Origin of the sequence: Ideonella paludis (assembly GCF_018069865.1) — a bacterium.
Taxonomy (GTDB): domain Bacteria; phylum Pseudomonadota; class Gammaproteobacteria; order Burkholderiales; family Burkholderiaceae_C; genus Ideonella; species Ideonella paludis.
In genome coordinates this window covers 532,271-546,531 of record NZ_JAGQDG010000004.1, presented here as the reverse complement: position 1 = coordinate 546,531, position 14,261 = coordinate 532,271, and the positions used below count along the sequence as shown (strand labels likewise).

At 64.2% G+C, this 14,261-nt stretch carries 16 protein-coding genes; 13 read left to right on the top strand and 3 right to left on the bottom strand.

All coding sequences use genetic code 11. From position 1 onward, the window contains the following. Positions 1-118: 118 nt before the first annotated feature. The 13 genes from KAK11_RS12895 (at position 119) to KAK11_RS12835 (ending at position 12,112) form a co-directional block, all read left to right on the top strand. Positions 119-559, top strand: coding sequence for a hypothetical protein (locus KAK11_RS12895; RefSeq protein WP_210809537.1), 441 nt, complete (start codon positions 119-121; stop codon positions 557-559). 43 nt (positions 560-602) lie between these two features. Next, positions 603-1,136: a hypothetical protein gene (locus KAK11_RS12890; protein ID WP_210809536.1), complete on the top strand. Its 534-nt coding sequence runs from the start codon at positions 603-605 to the stop codon at positions 1,134-1,136. Positions 1,137-1,143: 7 nt separating this feature from the next. Beyond that, positions 1,144-2,694, top strand: coding sequence for a ubiquinone biosynthesis regulatory protein kinase UbiB (gene ubiB, locus KAK11_RS12885; protein WP_210809535.1), 1,551 nt, complete (start codon positions 1,144-1,146; stop codon positions 2,692-2,694). A 106-nt stretch (positions 2,695-2,800) separates the two neighbouring features. Next, positions 2,801-4,276 (top strand): high affinity choline transporter 1, encoded by a 1,476-nt coding sequence (locus KAK11_RS12880; RefSeq protein WP_210809534.1) that lies wholly within the window; start codon positions 2,801-2,803, stop codon positions 4,274-4,276. 71 nt (positions 4,277-4,347) lie between these two features. After that, on the top strand, positions 4,348-4,671 hold the full coding sequence (locus KAK11_RS12875) for an FmdB family zinc ribbon protein (RefSeq protein ID WP_210809533.1): 324 nt from the start codon (positions 4,348-4,350) through the stop codon (positions 4,669-4,671). Positions 4,672-4,751: 80 nt separating this feature from the next. Next, positions 4,752-5,396 (top strand): DUF502 domain-containing protein, encoded by a 645-nt coding sequence (locus KAK11_RS12870; protein WP_210809532.1) that lies wholly within the window; start codon positions 4,752-4,754, stop codon positions 5,394-5,396. Between the two features lie 125 nt (positions 5,397-5,521). Continuing rightward, positions 5,522-7,312: an aspartate--tRNA ligase gene (gene aspS / locus KAK11_RS12865; RefSeq protein WP_210809531.1), complete on the top strand. Its 1,791-nt coding sequence runs from the start codon at positions 5,522-5,524 to the stop codon at positions 7,310-7,312. Positions 7,313-7,414: 102 nt separating this feature from the next. Then, the gene (locus KAK11_RS12860) at positions 7,415-8,344 is read left to right on the top strand and encodes a prenyltransferase (protein ID WP_210809530.1); all 930 of its coding nucleotides are present in this window, start codon (positions 7,415-7,417) and stop codon (positions 8,342-8,344) included. Between the two features lie 30 nt (positions 8,345-8,374). After that, positions 8,375-8,884, top strand: a complete 510-nt coding sequence (nudB, locus tag KAK11_RS12855) for a dihydroneopterin triphosphate diphosphatase (RefSeq protein ID WP_210809529.1) — start codon at positions 8,375-8,377, stop codon at positions 8,882-8,884. 6 nt (positions 8,885-8,890) lie between these two features. Further along, on the top strand, positions 8,891-9,700 hold the full coding sequence (locus KAK11_RS12850) for an endonuclease/exonuclease/phosphatase family protein (protein ID WP_210809528.1): 810 nt from the start codon (positions 8,891-8,893) through the stop codon (positions 9,698-9,700). Next, positions 9,701-11,005 (top strand): cardiolipin synthase ClsB, encoded by a 1,305-nt coding sequence (gene clsB, locus KAK11_RS12845; protein ID WP_210809527.1) that lies wholly within the window; start codon positions 9,701-9,703, stop codon positions 11,003-11,005. Positions 11,006-11,071: 66 nt separating this feature from the next. After that, positions 11,072-11,755, top strand: a complete 684-nt coding sequence (plsY, locus tag KAK11_RS12840; RefSeq protein ID WP_210809637.1) for a glycerol-3-phosphate 1-O-acyltransferase PlsY — start codon at positions 11,072-11,074, stop codon at positions 11,753-11,755. After that, entirely contained in the window at positions 11,756-12,112 is a 357-nt protein-coding gene (locus KAK11_RS12835) for a RidA family protein (protein WP_210809526.1), read from the top strand. A 450-nt stretch (positions 12,113-12,562) separates the two neighbouring features. Here the strand turns inward: KAK11_RS12835 and KAK11_RS12830 are convergent, their stop codons facing one another. Genes KAK11_RS12830 through KAK11_RS22210 form a run of 3 tightly spaced genes read right to left on the bottom strand, consistent with a single transcriptional unit; the run spans position 12,563 to position 14,251 of the window. Next, positions 12,563-13,189, bottom strand: a complete 627-nt coding sequence (locus tag KAK11_RS12830; RefSeq protein ID WP_210809525.1) for an L-threonylcarbamoyladenylate synthase — start codon at positions 13,187-13,189, stop codon at positions 12,563-12,565. Between the two features lie 4 nt (positions 13,190-13,193). Then, complete coding sequence (locus tag KAK11_RS12825) at positions 13,194-13,997, bottom strand: PHP domain-containing protein (protein WP_310737803.1); 804 nt, start codon at positions 13,995-13,997, stop codon at positions 13,194-13,196. Beyond that, positions 13,886-14,251: a hypothetical protein gene (locus KAK11_RS22210; protein ID WP_310737804.1), complete on the bottom strand. Its 366-nt coding sequence runs from the start codon at positions 14,249-14,251 to the stop codon at positions 13,886-13,888. The genes KAK11_RS12825 and KAK11_RS22210 overlap by 112 nt, the downstream gene beginning before the upstream one ends. Positions 14,252-14,261: the final 10 nt, after the last annotated feature.

Genomic DNA, 14,261 nt, shown 5'->3' with positions numbered 1-14,261 from the left:
CGGCCTACGCGGCTCCTAAAATGCCTAGCCCAACGATGTCGGCTTGCCGTCCAACTGACCGCGCGGTCGCGGGGCGGTGGTCTGCTGCCAATGCGGTGTGTACGAAAGGGGCTTGGAGATGAAGATGCGAGGACTGATGGTGATGTGGGCGTTGGTGGGCGGCCTGGCTCAAGCTCAGGGCCGGACAGATCCCATTGACTTGGTCTGCACCGATTACGACCGATCATCCGCACTCAAGAATGCGTCTTCCACCGTGTCGGTTCAACTGAGGTCGATCTCGGCGAGCAGGCAGTGCATTGTGATTTCTGGCACCACGCCTGGCGGCTTTCAGTTTGAGAGCAACTTCTGCACGGACAACGATGGGTTCAAAGCCGTGTGGTCGGATCGCACCATTCGAGCCACCTATGGCAGCAGCAGTACGGGTAACTCGGAGTCTTGGTTGCTGGATCGGGTGGCTGGAACGCTGTCGGGCACAGGCGCCATCAGCTCCAAAGATGATCGGTCCAAGTTTCAGTACCGTGATCTGCAATGCGCCAAGGTTGATAAGCCCAAGTTCTAGATTTTTCGGGTGGGCTTGACGCCCGCTCCACCTCCTCACCACCATGCCCAATCTGCTCATCGACACCCTGGCGCCCGCGGCCACCGCACGCTTTGTTTTGCTGGCCAATCATGTGTTGATGGCAGCACCGCCGGCCATGGCGCGGCTCAAGGCGCACAGCGGCCGCTGGCTGCGGGTGGAGGTGGAAGGTTGGCGCCTGCCCTTGCCGCCGCCGCCCCCTTTGAGCCTGCGCCTGACCCCGGCTGGTTTGTTTGAGGCGCCTGAGCCTGGGGAGGCGGTGCCCGAGGCCGTGGACCTGCGCTTGACGGTGGATGCATCTGACCCGCTGGCCGCGGCCAAGCAACTGGCATCAGGGCAGATTCCCAATGTCCGCATCGAAGGCGATGTGGCCTTGGCGGCGGACATCAACTGGGTCTTGGCCAATGTGCGCTGGGACATTGCGGCCGATTTAGAGCGCGTGGCCGGCCCCGTGGTGGCCGAAGGCGCGAGCCGCGTGGCGGCGCAACTGGGTGGGGTGGCGCAGTCGCTGGCCCAAGGTGTCGCCAGCGTGGTGGCTGGCCTGGGCCGCAAGCCCTGAGCCCCCGATGAGATCCTGGGCGCGGCTGGGCCGCATCATCATCACCCTGATGCGCTACGGCGTGGACGACCTCGTCCTGGCCAATGCGCCCCAGCCTTGGCTCAAAGCCGTGCGCTGGTGTGTCACCCGGGGCCGCCGCTTTGAGGCCCCGCGCGGTGAGCGCCTGCGCCTGGCCTTGGAGGCCTTGGGGCCGATCTTCATCAAGTTCGGGCAGGTGCTCTCTACGAGGCGCGACCTGGTGCCGCTGGACATTGCCGACGAGCTGGCGCGCCTGCAAGACAAGGTGCCGCCGATTGCCTCTGAGCAGGCGCTGGCGCTGATCCGCCAGGGCTTGGGCCGCCCACTGGACGAGGTGTTTGCCCACATCGAGCCCGAGCCGGTGGCCAGTGCCTCCATCGCCCAGGTTCACTTTGCCACCTTGCACGATGGCCGCGAGGTGGCCGTTAAGGTGCTGCGGCCGGGCATGTTGTCGGTGATTGACGACGACCTGTCGCTGCTGCACATCCTGGCGCGCTGGGTCGAGCGCCTGAGTGCCGATGGCCGGCGGCTGCGCCCGCGCGAGGTGGTGGCCGAGTTTGATGGCTATCTGCATGACGAGCTGGACCTGGTGCGCGAGGCCTCTAACGCAGCCCAGTTGCGCCGCAATATGGCGGACCTGCCGCTGATCATGGTGCCCGAGATGCACTGGAACCTGTGCACCGAGACGGTGATGGTGATGCAGCGCATGCACGGCGTGCCCATCAGCCAGGTGCAGCGCCTGCGTGATGCCGGGGTGGACATCCCCAAGCTGGCGCGCGATGGCGTCACCATCTTTTTCACCCAGGTGTTCCGCGATGGGTTTTTCCATGCCGACATGCACCCGGGCAACATCCAGGTCAGCGTGGCGCCCGAGACCTTCGGCCGCTACATCGCGCTGGATTTCGGCATCATCGGCACGCTGACCGAGAACGACAAGCAGTACCTGGCGCAGAACTTCATCGCCTTCTTCCGCCGCGATTACAAGCGCGTGGCAGAGCTGCATGTGGAAAGCGGCTGGGTGCCGCCTGACACCCGGGTGGACGCGCTCGAGCAAGCCGTGCGCGCCGTTTGTGAGCCGCATTTCGATAGGCCGCTCAAAGAGATTTCGCTGGGCCAGGTGCTGATGCGCTTGTTCCAAACCTCGCGCCGCTTCAATGTCGAGATCCAGCCGCAACTGGTGTTGCTGCAAAAGACCTTGTTGAACGTCGAAGGCCTGGGCCGCGAGTTGGACCCCGAGCTTGATCTCTGGGCCACGGCCAAGCCATTTCTAGAGCGCTGGATGAACGAGCAAGTGGGCTGGCGCGCACTGCTGCGCCAACTGCAGGCCGAAGCCCCACGCTATGCCCAATTGCTGCCCGAATTGCCTCGGCTGCTGCATGCCAATCTCCAGGCGCGGGCGCCTGACCACACCGTGTTGCTACAAGACCTGCTGCAAGAGCAGCGCCGCACCAATCGCCTGATACGCGGAGTCATCATCGGCGTGCTGGGCTTTGTCGCCGGTGCCTTGGCTGCGCGCTGGTGGTTGGCGCTGATGCACTGACGGAGCCTGCTGCGCCAGGCAGGAGCCTTGGCCGTGCAGGCCTCTGGCTACACTGCGGGTTTGTTTTCACACCATCAATGAGCATCGTTGGACGAGGAGTCGTGTTGTGTTGATCACCTTTGTCGCTGTTTATCTCGCCGTCACCATTGGCATTGGTCTGTTGGCCGCTCGGCGGGTGCACGGCAGTACAGACTTTTTGGTGGCTGGTCGCAGCCTGCCTCTCTACATGAATGTGGCCACGGTGTTTGCCACCTGGTTTGGGGCGGAGACCGTACTGTCGGTGTCGGCCACTTTTGCCAGAGATGGTTTGCACGGTATTCCCGGCGATCCATTTGGTGCCACCGTGTGCCTGGTGCTGGCGGCATTGCTGTTCGCCCGCCTGTTCTACCGCCTGAATCTGTTGACCATCGGCGACTTCTACAAGGTCCGCTACGGCAAGAGCGTGGAGGTGTTGACCAGCATCGCCATCGTGCTGTCTTATCTGGGCTGGACCTCGGCCCAATTGACGGCCTTGGGTTTGGTCATTCACGTGTTGTCGAGTGGTGCCATTGAACTCAATCACGCCATCATGCTGGGCGCGGTGGTCGTGTTGGTGTACACCGTGTTCGGCGGCATGTGGTCAGTGGCCTTCACCGACTTGTTCCAGACGGTGATCATCGTCTTGGGCTTGCTCTTGGTGGCCGGTTTGGTGGGCGGCCAGGCCGGCGGGATGGACAAAGTCATCTCGCAGGCCGTGGCAGATGGCAAGTTCGTGATGTTCCCCTCGGACATGGATGCGGCGGGGTGGTGGGCCATGGCGGGGGCGTTCTTCGCATTTGCTTTTGGGTCGATTCCGCAGCAGGACGTGTTCCAGCGCATGACCAGCGCCAAAGACGAGAAGACTGCTGTGCGCGGCACCATCCTGGGCGGTGTCTTCTACTTCTTCATGGCCTTTGTGCCCATCTATATCGCCTATGCTGCCTTGGTCGCTCACCCCGAGTTGAAGGCACTGTTCGGCTCTGAAGACGCCCGCGAGATTCAACGCATCCTGCCCGACCTGGTGCTGGGCAAGATGCCGATTTGGGCACAGGTGATGTTCTTTGGGGCTTTGCTGTCGGCCATCTTGTCCACGGCCAGTGGCGCATTGCTGGCACCGACGGCCACTTTCACCGAGAACATCCTGCGGCCTTTTGTGCCGAACATGGGTGACCGCCAGTTCCTGCTGACCTTGCGCATCATCTTGGTGACCTTCACCTCCTTTGCGCTGCTGTTTGCCTTGAACAGCCAGAGCACCATGTATGAGATGGTGCAAAGCGCCTACAACGTCACCTTGACCGGCGCTTTTGTGCCGCTGGTGGCGGGGGCCTTCTGGAAGCGCGCCAACACCCAGGGCGCCTTGCTGTCGGTGATTTTGGGCATTGGCACCTGGCTCAGCCTGGACTGGATGGGGGCCTCCACCATGATCCCTTCTAACTTGTTGGGCTTGGCCGCGTCGGCACTGGGTATGGTGCTGGGCAGCCTGACGCCGGAGCTGGTGAAGCACAAGGGCCACTCCATTGAAACGGCCCTGCACATGGCCAAGGCGGCGGCGGCCAAACACTGAGCGCCTGACTGAAAAAGGGCCACCCTCTATAATCGAGGGTTTTCTCGGCCTTTTGAACTATCAAGACTGCCATGCCAATTTACGCCTACAAGTGCGGAGCCTGTGGCCATCAGCAGGATGTGCTGCAGAAGATGTCCGATGCACCGCTGACCGTGTGTCCCCATTGCGGTGCTGAGCAATTCCAAAAGCAGTTGACCGCTGCGGGCTTCCAGCTCAAAGGCTCGGGCTGGTATGCCACCGACTTCAAGGGCGGTGGCGGCACGTCCGCGCCGGCCACGGCCGCTGCGAGCACCGCGGCCGCTGGTGCCGCTGCTGCCAGCTCCGCGTCGGAGTCCTCTGCTGCGGCGGCGCCCTCGGGTGGCACGCCCTGCGGTGGCTCCTGCGCCTGCCATTGAGTGCGGGGCTCAGGGCCGCGCTCTGTGTTCCCTGGCCTGTCCCTGATGCCCTTGCCCTCTTGCCGCGAGTTTGACCCTCTGTGAAAAAGTACCTCATTGCTGGCCTGCTGACTTGGATGCCCTTGGCCATCACCATCTGGGTGATGCTGTGGGTGGTCGGCCTCATGGACGGCATGTTCAACGGGGTGCTCGGTCTGTTCGACACGCTGGTGCCGGGCCTGGTCAAGCTCAAAGACATTCCCGGCCTGGGGGTCTTGGTGACGCTGGCGTTGATGCTGCTCACCGGCGTGTTCGTGACCAATATCTTTGGTCAATGGTGGGTGCAGCAGTGGGACCGGCTGCTCAACCGCATCCCTATCGTCAAGTCCATTTACAGCTCGGTCAAGCAGGTTTCTGACACGCTGTTTTCCAGCAGCGGCAATGCCTTTCGCGAGGCGGTCTTGGTGCAGTACCCGCGTGAAGGCTCCTGGACCATTGCCTTTGTCACGGGCCGCCCGAGCGGCGAGGTGGCCGCGCATTTGGTGGGTGAGCATGTCAGCCTGTATGTGCCGACCACGCCCAACCCCACCTCTGGATTTTTTTTGATGATGCCCAAGAGCAGCATCAAGCCGCTGGCCATGAGCGTCGATGAAGCGCTCAAGTACATCATCTCTATGGGCGTGGTGGCGCCCCCGGCGAGCGCGGTGGCGCAGCCGGAGGAGGCCGACCCCAATCGACGGGGCTGAAGGCTGCCCGGCAGGCCCTCAGCCCTGAGTGCACACCACGCGCACCACCCGCCTGACGACGACTCACTTCGTGCCCGGCCCTTGAGCCGCGCACTTCACCGAATTCAATGCACAGGAGTGCCCCCATGAGAACAACCTACTGCGGCCTGGTCAGCGAAGCGCTGATGGACCAAACCGTGACCTTGATGGGCTGGGCCCATCGCCGCCGTGACCACGGCGGTGTGATCTTCATCGACCTGCGGGACCGCGAAGGCCTGGTTCAGATCGTCTGCGACCCCGACCGCGCCGACATGTTCAAGACCGCCGAAGGCGTGCGCAATGAGTTCTGCCTGAAGGTCATCGGCAAGGTCCGCGCGCGGCCGGCCGGCACTGAAAACGCCAACCTGGTGTCGGGCAAGATCGAAGTGCTGTGCCACGAGCTGGAAGTGCTGAACCCCTCGGTGACGCCCCCCTTCCAGTTGGACGACGACAACCTCAGTGAAACGGTGCGCCTGACGCACCGCGTGCTGGACCTGCGCCGCCCGCAAATGCAGAAGAACCTGATGCTGCGCTACCGAGTGGCGATGGAAGTGCGCAAGTTCTTGGACGCCCAAGGCTTTGTGGACATCGAAACCCCGATGCTCACCAAGAGCACGCCCGAAGGCGCGCGCGACTACCTGGTGCCCAGCCGCGTGCACGACGGCCAGTTCTTCGCGCTGCCGCAGTCGCCCCAGTTGTTCAAGCAGCTGCTGATGGTGTCGGGCTTTGACCGTTACTACCAAATCACCAAGTGCTTCCGCGACGAAGACCTGCGTGCGGACCGCCAGCCCGAATTCACCCAGATCGATATCGAGACCTCCTTCCTCACCGAAGAAGAGATCCGTGCGATGTTCGAGGGCATGATCCGCACCGTCTTCAAGAACGCGATCAACGTCGACCTGCCGGCCTACCCGGTGATGAGCTACGCCGACGCCATGTTCAAGTACGGCTCGGACAAGCCGGACCTGCGCGTCAAGCTGGAGTTCACCGAGCTGACCGAGGTGATGAAGGACGTGGACTTCAAGGTCTTCTCCGGCCCGGCCACCACCCCCGGTGGCCGCGTGGTCGCCCTGCGCATCCCCGGTGGTGCGGAGATGAGCCGTGGCGAGATCGACGGCTACACCGAGTTCGTCAAGATCTACGGCGCCAAGGGCCTGGCCTGGATCAAGGTCAACGACATGGCCAAGGGCCGTGAAGGCCTGCAGTCGCCGGTGGTCAAGAACCTGCACGATGCCGCGATTGCCGAGATCCTCAAGCGCACGGGGGCGCAAGACGGCGACCTGCTGTTCTTCGGCGCCGACAAGGCCAAGATCGTCAACGACGCCATTGGCGCGCTGCGCATCAAGGTCGGCCACTCCGAGTTCGGCAAGTCCAAGGGCTTGTTCGACGACGTGTGGGCCCCGCTGTGGGTGGTGGACTTCCCCATGTTCGAGCACGACGAAGAGAACGACCGCTGGGCGGCCGTGCACCACCCCTTCACCGCGCCCAAGGACGGCCACGAGAACCTGATGGACACCGACCCCGGTGCCTGCATCGCCAAGGCCTATGACATGGTGCTGAACGGCTGGGAGCTGGGTGGCGGCTCCATCCGTATCCATCGTGCCGACGTACAGAGCAAGGTCTTCAGCGCGCTCAAGATCACGCCGGAGGACGCCAAGGTCAAGTTCGGCTTCCTGTTGGATGCACTGCAGTACGGCGCGCCCCCGCACGGTGGCCTGGCCTTTGGCCTGGACCGCTTGATCACCTTGATGACCAAGGCCGAGTCCATCCGCGACGTGATCGCCTTCCCCAAGACCCAGCGCGCCCAGTGCTTGCTGACGGGCGCCCCGTCCATGGTCGACGAGAAGCAACTGCGCGAGCTGCACATCCGCCTGCGCAACGCTCAGCCCGCCGCCTGATCTGCGGTACTAGGCTGACCGTCAAAGGGGCTCTTCGGAGCCCCTTTTTCTTGTGTGATGCAGGTCACTGCGCAGTGCGCCCAGATCGGCCATGCTCAGCGAATGTCTGCTCACTCAACTTCACGCGCTTTTGCTTGGTGGCGCGCCAGCCGCCCCGGCTTTTTACTGGTGACATTGTTTGCCGCTACCACCGGCATCGCCCAGTCACAAGCCTGCGGCTGCGGCTGGGACCCGGCCGCCGCCGTGGTCACCGTGCTGCTGGCGCTGCTGGCCCATGCGGCCATCAATCTGCACAACGATGTGGGCGATGCCCTGGGCGGCTCCGACGCCGTCAACCATGGCCGTATCGGCCCGTTCACCGGTGGCTCGCGGGCCATTCAAGACGGCGTTTTCAGCCTCTCTGAAGTGCAAGATGCCGTCAAGGTGCTGGCCGGTGTGGTGGTGGTGGGCGGCATCTTGTTAGCGGCGCGGGTGGGGCCCGCACTCCTGTTCCTGGGCTTGGCTGGTTTGGCCTTGGGGTGGGCCTACTCCAGCCCCAAAGTAGGCCTGATGAACCGGGGATGGGGCGAGCTCTCCGTGGCCCTGGCGTGGTGGGCTGTGGTCTGGGGGGCCGACTTGGTGCAGCGGCATCAGTTCAGCGCCCTGGCGGCGATCTCGGGCGTCAGCATCGGGCTCTTGGTGGCGGCGGTGCTGTGGGTGGCCGAGTTCCCGGACGCTGAAGCTGATGCCCAAGTCGGCAAGCACACCCTGGTGGTGCGTTGGGGGCCTGAGGTGGGCGCTGTGGTCTACACGGGGGGCGTCTTCAGCGCCCATCTGTGGGTGGCTGCTTGGTGGTGGGTGGATTGGCTGCCCAGTACGGCTTGGTGGGCGCTGGGCTCTGCGCCACTGTCTCTATGGGCGGCTGCGCAGTTATGGCGCCACCGCCGTCAACCTCAGCGGCTGCGATGGGCCTTGCAATGCACAGTGGCGGCGGCCGTGCTGCACGGCGCATTGATGACCACCGCCTTTGTGGCCATTGCCCGATTGCGTTGAGGGACGGGCTGGCCGAGATAGCATGGCGACATGCTGACCCCTGCTGCAACGCCGCCTGAGCCTCCGCGCCCACCCAAGATCCCCGAGTCCGTGCTGGTGGTGATCCACACGCCTGACTTGGAGGTGTTGCTCATCGAGCGGGCTGATGCGCCGGGCTTTTGGCAAAGCGTCACCGGCTCCAAAGACCGCTTGGACGAAGATTGGCGGGACACCTGCGTGCGCGAGGTGCAGGAAGAAACCGGCATCGTGGTGGGCAGCCCCGAGGTGCCGCTGTCGGCCTTGCAGGACTGGGCGCTGGCCAATGTCTATGAGATCTACCCGCGTTGGCGCCACCGCTATGCGCCGGGGGTGACGCACAACACCGAACGCGTGTTTGGCCTGTGCGTGCCGAGTGGCACGCCCGTGCGCTTGGCGCCGCGCGAGCACACCGCCTACCAGTGGCTGCCTTGGCGCGAGGCCGCGGACCGCTGCTTCTCGCCCTCCAATGCAGAAGCCGTGCTGCACCTGCAGCGCTGGGCGGCGGCGGCCACCGAGGGCTGATGAATCATGCCGCGTGTGTTTCGCTCGACCACCCACGCCCCCAGCACGCTGTTCACCAGCCAAGTCTTGCGGGTCGCCACCTACAACATCCACAAAGGCGTGCGCGGCATTGGCCCGCGCAAGCGCTTAGAGATCCATAACCTGGGCTTGGGCGTCGAGGCCTTGGACGCCGACATCATTTGCCTGCAAGAAGTGCGGCTCTTCCATGCCCGCGAAGCCAAGCACTTCGACCGCACCTGGTTTGGCTGGCCCGAAGAAGGTCAGGCTGATTTCTTGGCGCCGGAGGGCTATGCCTCGGCCTACCGCACCAATGCGGTGACGCGGCACGGCGAGCATGGTAATGCCTTGCTCTCGCGCTGGCCTTTGGGCGAGGTGGGGCACCACGATGTCTCTGACCACCGTTTTGAACAGCGCGGCTTGCTGCATGTGCCTGTGCGCTGGCAAGGCACCGAGGTGCATGTGGTGGTGGCTCACTTTGGCCTGATCCATGCCAGCCGGGTGCGCCAGGTGCAGCGCTTGCAAGAATTCTTGCAGCGCGAGGTACCGCCCGGAGCACCCCTGCTGGTGGCGGGAGACTTTAACGACTGGAGTGAGCGGCTTGGCGGTCCCATGGAGGCGCTGGGTCTGACCCGCGCGGTGGCACCGGCCGGGCGGCCCAATCAGCGGGTGACGTTTCCGTCCTTGGTGCCAGTATTCGCGCTGGATCGGGTCTATATGCGCGGCTTTCGCTGCCTCAGCACGCAGGTGCCCCGAGGCAGCGCCTGGGCGCGCATGTCGGACCACCTGCCCTTGATTGTTGAGCTGGAGCTGAGCTGAATGGCTGCGCCGCCGCCCTTGGCGTTTGCTGGCACCGCGGCCAAGCTCAAGGCCTGGCGCAGCGGTGAGCCCCTGCGCTGGCTGGGCGGCAACCAAGTGCGTTTGCTGCGCGGTGGAGACGCCTTGTTCCCCGCCATGATCGAGGCCATCGCCCAGGCGCGCGACAGCGTGTGGCTGGCCACCTATATCTTTCACGATGACCCTCAGGCGGAAGCGCTGGCGCAGGCCTTGGCCGCAGCAGCCCAGCGCGGCGTGGCCGTGAAGGTGGTGGTGGATGGCTTTGGCTCCAACCGCTCGCTGGAGCAGGTGCAGACGTGGTTGTTGCCGGCCGGCGTGAGCTTGACGGTGTTTCGCCCGTTGACGCGGTGGTGGAACTGGCTGCAGCCTGGGCAGTTGCGCCGGCTGCACCAAAAGCTGTGTGTGGTGGATGACGTGCTGGGCTTTGTGGGCGGCATCAATGTCATTGGTGACCGCCTGGACATGAACCACGGCCCCACCGAGGAGCCGCGCTTGGACTTTGCCGTGGCGGTGCGCGGGCCCTTGGTGGCCGACATCAGCCAGGCCACCCGCAGTGTCTGGACACGTGCGGCCATGGGCCAACAATGGCGGCAAGAGGTGCAGGCGGTGTGGCGGGGGGCAGAGCCCGTGAAGGCCGCGCGCGAGCTGTGGCGGGAATGGCGGCGCAGCAGCCGCCAACGCCCAGCGCCCCTGGCCGCAGAGGCTGAGCAGCCCATGCGGGCCGCCCTGGTGGTGCGCGACAACCTGCGCCAACGCCGCAGCATTGAGCGGGCTTACATCGAAGCGATTCAAGGCGCGCGCAGCCGGGTGGACTTGGTCACGCCCTACTTCTACCCCGGGCAGAACTTTCGGCGTGCGCTGATTGCAGCGGCGCGGCGCGGCGCGCAGGTGCGGCTGATTTTGCAGGGCAAGGTGGACTACCGCATCGCCGGCATGGCCGCCCGCGTGCTCTACAACGAGCTGCTGGCCGAGGGGGTGGAGATCTACGAATACATGCCTGCCTTCTTGCATGCCAAGGTGGCAGTGGTGGACGACAACTGGGCCACGGTGGGCAGCTCCAACATCGACCCCTTGTCTCTGCTGCTGAACCTGGAGGCCAATGTGGTGGTGCAAGACGCTGCGTTTGCGCGGGAGGTGTGCACTGAGCTGGCGCAAGCGCGTGCCGCCTCGCGCCAGGTCTTGCCCGGCAGCTATGCCCCCGGCCCGGCGGCCGTGTTGGGCCGTGCACTGGTGGCCTGGTTGGCCCACTGGTACCTGCGCATGGCGGGCTTGTCGGGGCGTTACTGACCTCCCTTACACTGACGACCGTTTTTCGGGGCCTCCACGTGCCCCTGGGTGCTCAGCATGGATGTTGTGAATTCTTTGGTCGCGGTGCTGGTGGGCTATGCCATCGGGTCGCTCTCTTTTGCCGTGATCGTCTCGCGGCTCATGGGCTTGAATGACCCGCGCTCCTATGGCTCGGGCAACCCCGGCGCCACCAATGTGCTGCGCTCGGGCAACCGCAAAGCCGCCATCCTGACCCTGGTGTTCGATGCCCTCAAGGGCTATGTGCCGGTGCTGGCCGCGCTGTGGCTGATGCCACGTTTTGGCTGGGGCGAGAGCACCGTGGCCTTTGTCGGTTTGGCCGCGTTCTTGGGCCACCTCTGGCCGGTGTTTTTCAGCTTCCAAGGCGGCAAAGGCGTGGCCACCGCGGCCGGTGTGTTGCTGGCCATCAACCCTATCCTGGGCGCAGCCACTTTGGGTACCTGGCTGATCGTGGCTTTCTTCACCCGTTACTCGTCGCTGGCGGCCATCGTCGCGGCACTGTTCGCGCCGTTTTATCAACTGCTGATCTGGGGCCCTTCCTTGATGGTGCTGCCCATCGCCATCATGAGCTTGCTGCTGGTGTGGCGCCACGAGGCCAATATCCGCAAGCTGATGGCCGGCACTGAAAGCCGCATCGGCCAAAAGGCGGCCGGCGCAGCACCGGCCCCAGCGGCCCAGGCCTCTTCACATTCCCATTCTCATCATCATGCCAAGCGCAAAGGAAAACACTGAATGACTGCTGCCTCCATCCAACGCTTCGACGTCGGCCCCCGCATGTCGGAGATGGCCGTCCACAACGGCGTGGTTTATCTGGCCGGCCAAGTGGCCGAAGACGGCTCGCAAGACATCACCGGCCAAACCCAGCAAGTGCTGGCTGCCGTGGATGCCCTGCTGGCCCGCGCTGGCAGCGACAAGAGCAAGATCCTGCGCGCGCAAATCTTCCTGGTCGACCTGGCTGACTTCGCCGCCATGAACGCCGTGTGGGAACAGTGGGTCGTGCCCGGCCACACCCCGCCGCGCGCCACCGTGCAAGCCGCCCTGGCGCGGCCCGAGTGGAAGATTGAAGTAGTGGTGACGGCGGCGGCCTAAGCTACCTATCACCCGTGCGCCACGCCCTCTTCTGGATGGTTTTGGCCCTTGTAGCGGGGCTGTCCGGATGTGCCTCTCCCCAAGCCACCGACCCTCGCCAACTGCTCGTTGGCCATTGGGAGCACAGCGTGGCGGTGATGGGCGAGCGCAAGACCAGCCAGCTCGTTCTGTCTGAGGATGGCCGCTTCGTGCGGACTGGCTGGACGCAGACCTCGCTAGGGACGGTTGAACACGTACCTGAGCGAGGAACTTGGTCGGTGATCGGTGGTGCGTTGGAGATGAAGACTCAAGTCCAGAAGCCGGGCGCCACTGAGGCTTCTATTCGGAGTGAGCTCAGGCGCCTGGTCAAACTGAGTGCGGATCAGTTTGTGAGTGCGGACCTGCAGTTTGGTATCGAGAGGGTTTACCTCAGGCGCGGTCCACCATAGTTCAAACCCAAGGGCCGAGCCCTCATTCCAAGCCCAGCTTCGCCGGATCTCCCTGTCCGCGCCGCACCACCTCCGGCTCGTCGCCGCTGAGGTCAATGACGGTGGTGGGCTCCATCGCGCAAGCCCCGGCATCGATCACCAACTGAAGCTGCTTTTCAAAGCGTTCGCGGATCTCTTGGGCGTCGTTCAAGGGCAGGTCTTCGCCGGGCGGAATCAAGGTGGTGGCCAGGAGCGGCTGGCCAAACTCGGCCAGCAGCGCCTCCAAGACCTTGTGCTCAGGCACCCGCAGGCCGATGGTGCGGCGTGAGGGGTGAGACAGCCGGCGCGGCACTTCCTTGGTGGCTTCCAGAATGAAAGTGAAGGGGCCAGGCGTCGCGGCCTTCAGCAGGCGGAACTGGCGGTTGTCGACCTTGGCGTAGTTGGCCAGTTCTGAGAGATCGCGGCACAGCAAGGTCAGGTGGTGCTTGTCGTCCACCTGGCGGATCTTGCGCAGGCGCTCGGCGGCGGTTTTGTCGTCCAAGTGGCAGACCAGCGCGTAGCTGGAGTCGGTGGGCACGGCCGCAATGCCGCCGCTGTGCAAGATTTGCGCGGCTTGCTTCAGCAGGCGCACCTGCGGGTTGTCGGGGTGGAGTTCAAAGTACTGGGACATGGTGTCATTGTGCGCGCGCGGCGGCCTGGGCCAGTGCGGGCCAAAGCGTCCAGATGGGCGTGAGGCGGCCCGGCAAGAGAGGTAACTCACCGAGATCGACCCGGCTTTCGGTGGGGGAGTGGAAATCACTGCCCCGCGTGGCCAGCAGGCCAAACTCCAGAGCTAGGCCGCTGATGCGCTCTACATCGGCTGCCGTGTGGCTGCCGCACACCACCTCCACGCCTTGGCCGCCGTGGCCTTGGAACTCCGAGAACAGGGCGTATTCGACCGTGGGGTTGAAGGGGTAGCGGGCCGGGTGGGCAATGGCGGTCACGCCACCCGCACCATGCAGCCAGCGCAGCGCCTCGCCCAAGCCGGCCCATTGGTGGGGCACATAGCCGGGCTTGCCGGGTTTGAGATAGCGCCTGAAGACTTCGCCCATGTCGGCGCAATGCCCTTGCTCTACCAAGAAGCGGCCAAAGTGGGTGCGCGACACCAGCTCGGGGTTGGGGGCCAGGGCGCAGGCCGCGTCATAGGCCCCCTTGATGCCCACTTGGGCCAGGCTGTCGCCCATGGCGCGGGCGCGGGCCAGACGGCCGCTGCGCACTTGGGCCAGGCCCGCCACCAGGTCGGGGTGGTGCTCGTCAAAACCAAAACCCAAAATATGCACGGTCTCACCGGCGAAGGTGACCGAGACCTCGACCCCCGTGATGAAGCTCACACCATGAGCTTGGCAGGCCGCCCGGGCTGCGGAAATACCGCTGACTTCATCATGGTCAGTGAGTGCCCACAATTCAACGCCGCGTTCTGCAGCGCGCTGCGCCAGCACTTCAGGCGGCAAGCTGCCGTCTGAAAAAGTGGAATGGCAATGGAGGTCTGCGTTGAGATCGTGCACCGCAGCATTGTAGAGAGAGGTGCCTCTCTGGTGTGGCGCTGTGCCCAATCCCACATCGCTTTCACCACACCACTTGTGCAGCGTGCAAATTTAGTCACCGCTTCGCCGCTCTTCAATGGGCATGCTGTCGGCGAGACAATATGCTTCACTCGTTGCAGCCAGATGTTTTGGCTGATGAGGAGGAACACCTAATGACAA

Bases quoted from the DNA above. Each gene is read 5' to 3' on its own strand.
- KAK11_RS12895 (WP_210809537.1), top strand. From the start codon at position 119: ATGAAGATGCGAGGACTGATGGTGATGTGGGCGTTGGTGGGCGGCCTG.
- KAK11_RS12890 (WP_210809536.1), top strand. From the start codon at position 603: ATGCCCAATCTGCTCATCGACACCCTGGCGCCCGCGGCCACCGCACGC.
- ubiB (WP_210809535.1), top strand. From the start codon at position 1,144: ATGAGATCCTGGGCGCGGCTGGGCCGCATCATCATCACCCTGATGCGC.
- KAK11_RS12875 (WP_210809533.1), top strand. From the start codon at position 4,348: ATGCCAATTTACGCCTACAAGTGCGGAGCCTGTGGCCATCAGCAGGAT.
- aspS (WP_210809531.1), top strand. From the start codon at position 5,522: ATGAGAACAACCTACTGCGGCCTGGTCAGCGAAGCGCTGATGGACCAA.
- KAK11_RS12860 (WP_210809530.1), top strand. From the start codon at position 7,415: ATGTCTGCTCACTCAACTTCACGCGCTTTTGCTTGGTGGCGCGCCAGC.
- nudB (WP_210809529.1), top strand. From the start codon at position 8,375: ATGCTGACCCCTGCTGCAACGCCGCCTGAGCCTCCGCGCCCACCCAAG.
- KAK11_RS12850 (WP_210809528.1), top strand. From the start codon at position 8,891: ATGCCGCGTGTGTTTCGCTCGACCACCCACGCCCCCAGCACGCTGTTC.
- clsB (WP_210809527.1), top strand. From the start codon at position 9,701: ATGGCTGCGCCGCCGCCCTTGGCGTTTGCTGGCACCGCGGCCAAGCTC.
- KAK11_RS12835 (WP_210809526.1), top strand. From the start codon at position 11,756: ATGACTGCTGCCTCCATCCAACGCTTCGACGTCGGCCCCCGCATGTCG.
- KAK11_RS12830 (WP_210809525.1), bottom strand. From the start codon at position 13,189: ATGTCCCAGTACTTTGAACTCCACCCCGACAACCCGCAGGTGCGCCTG.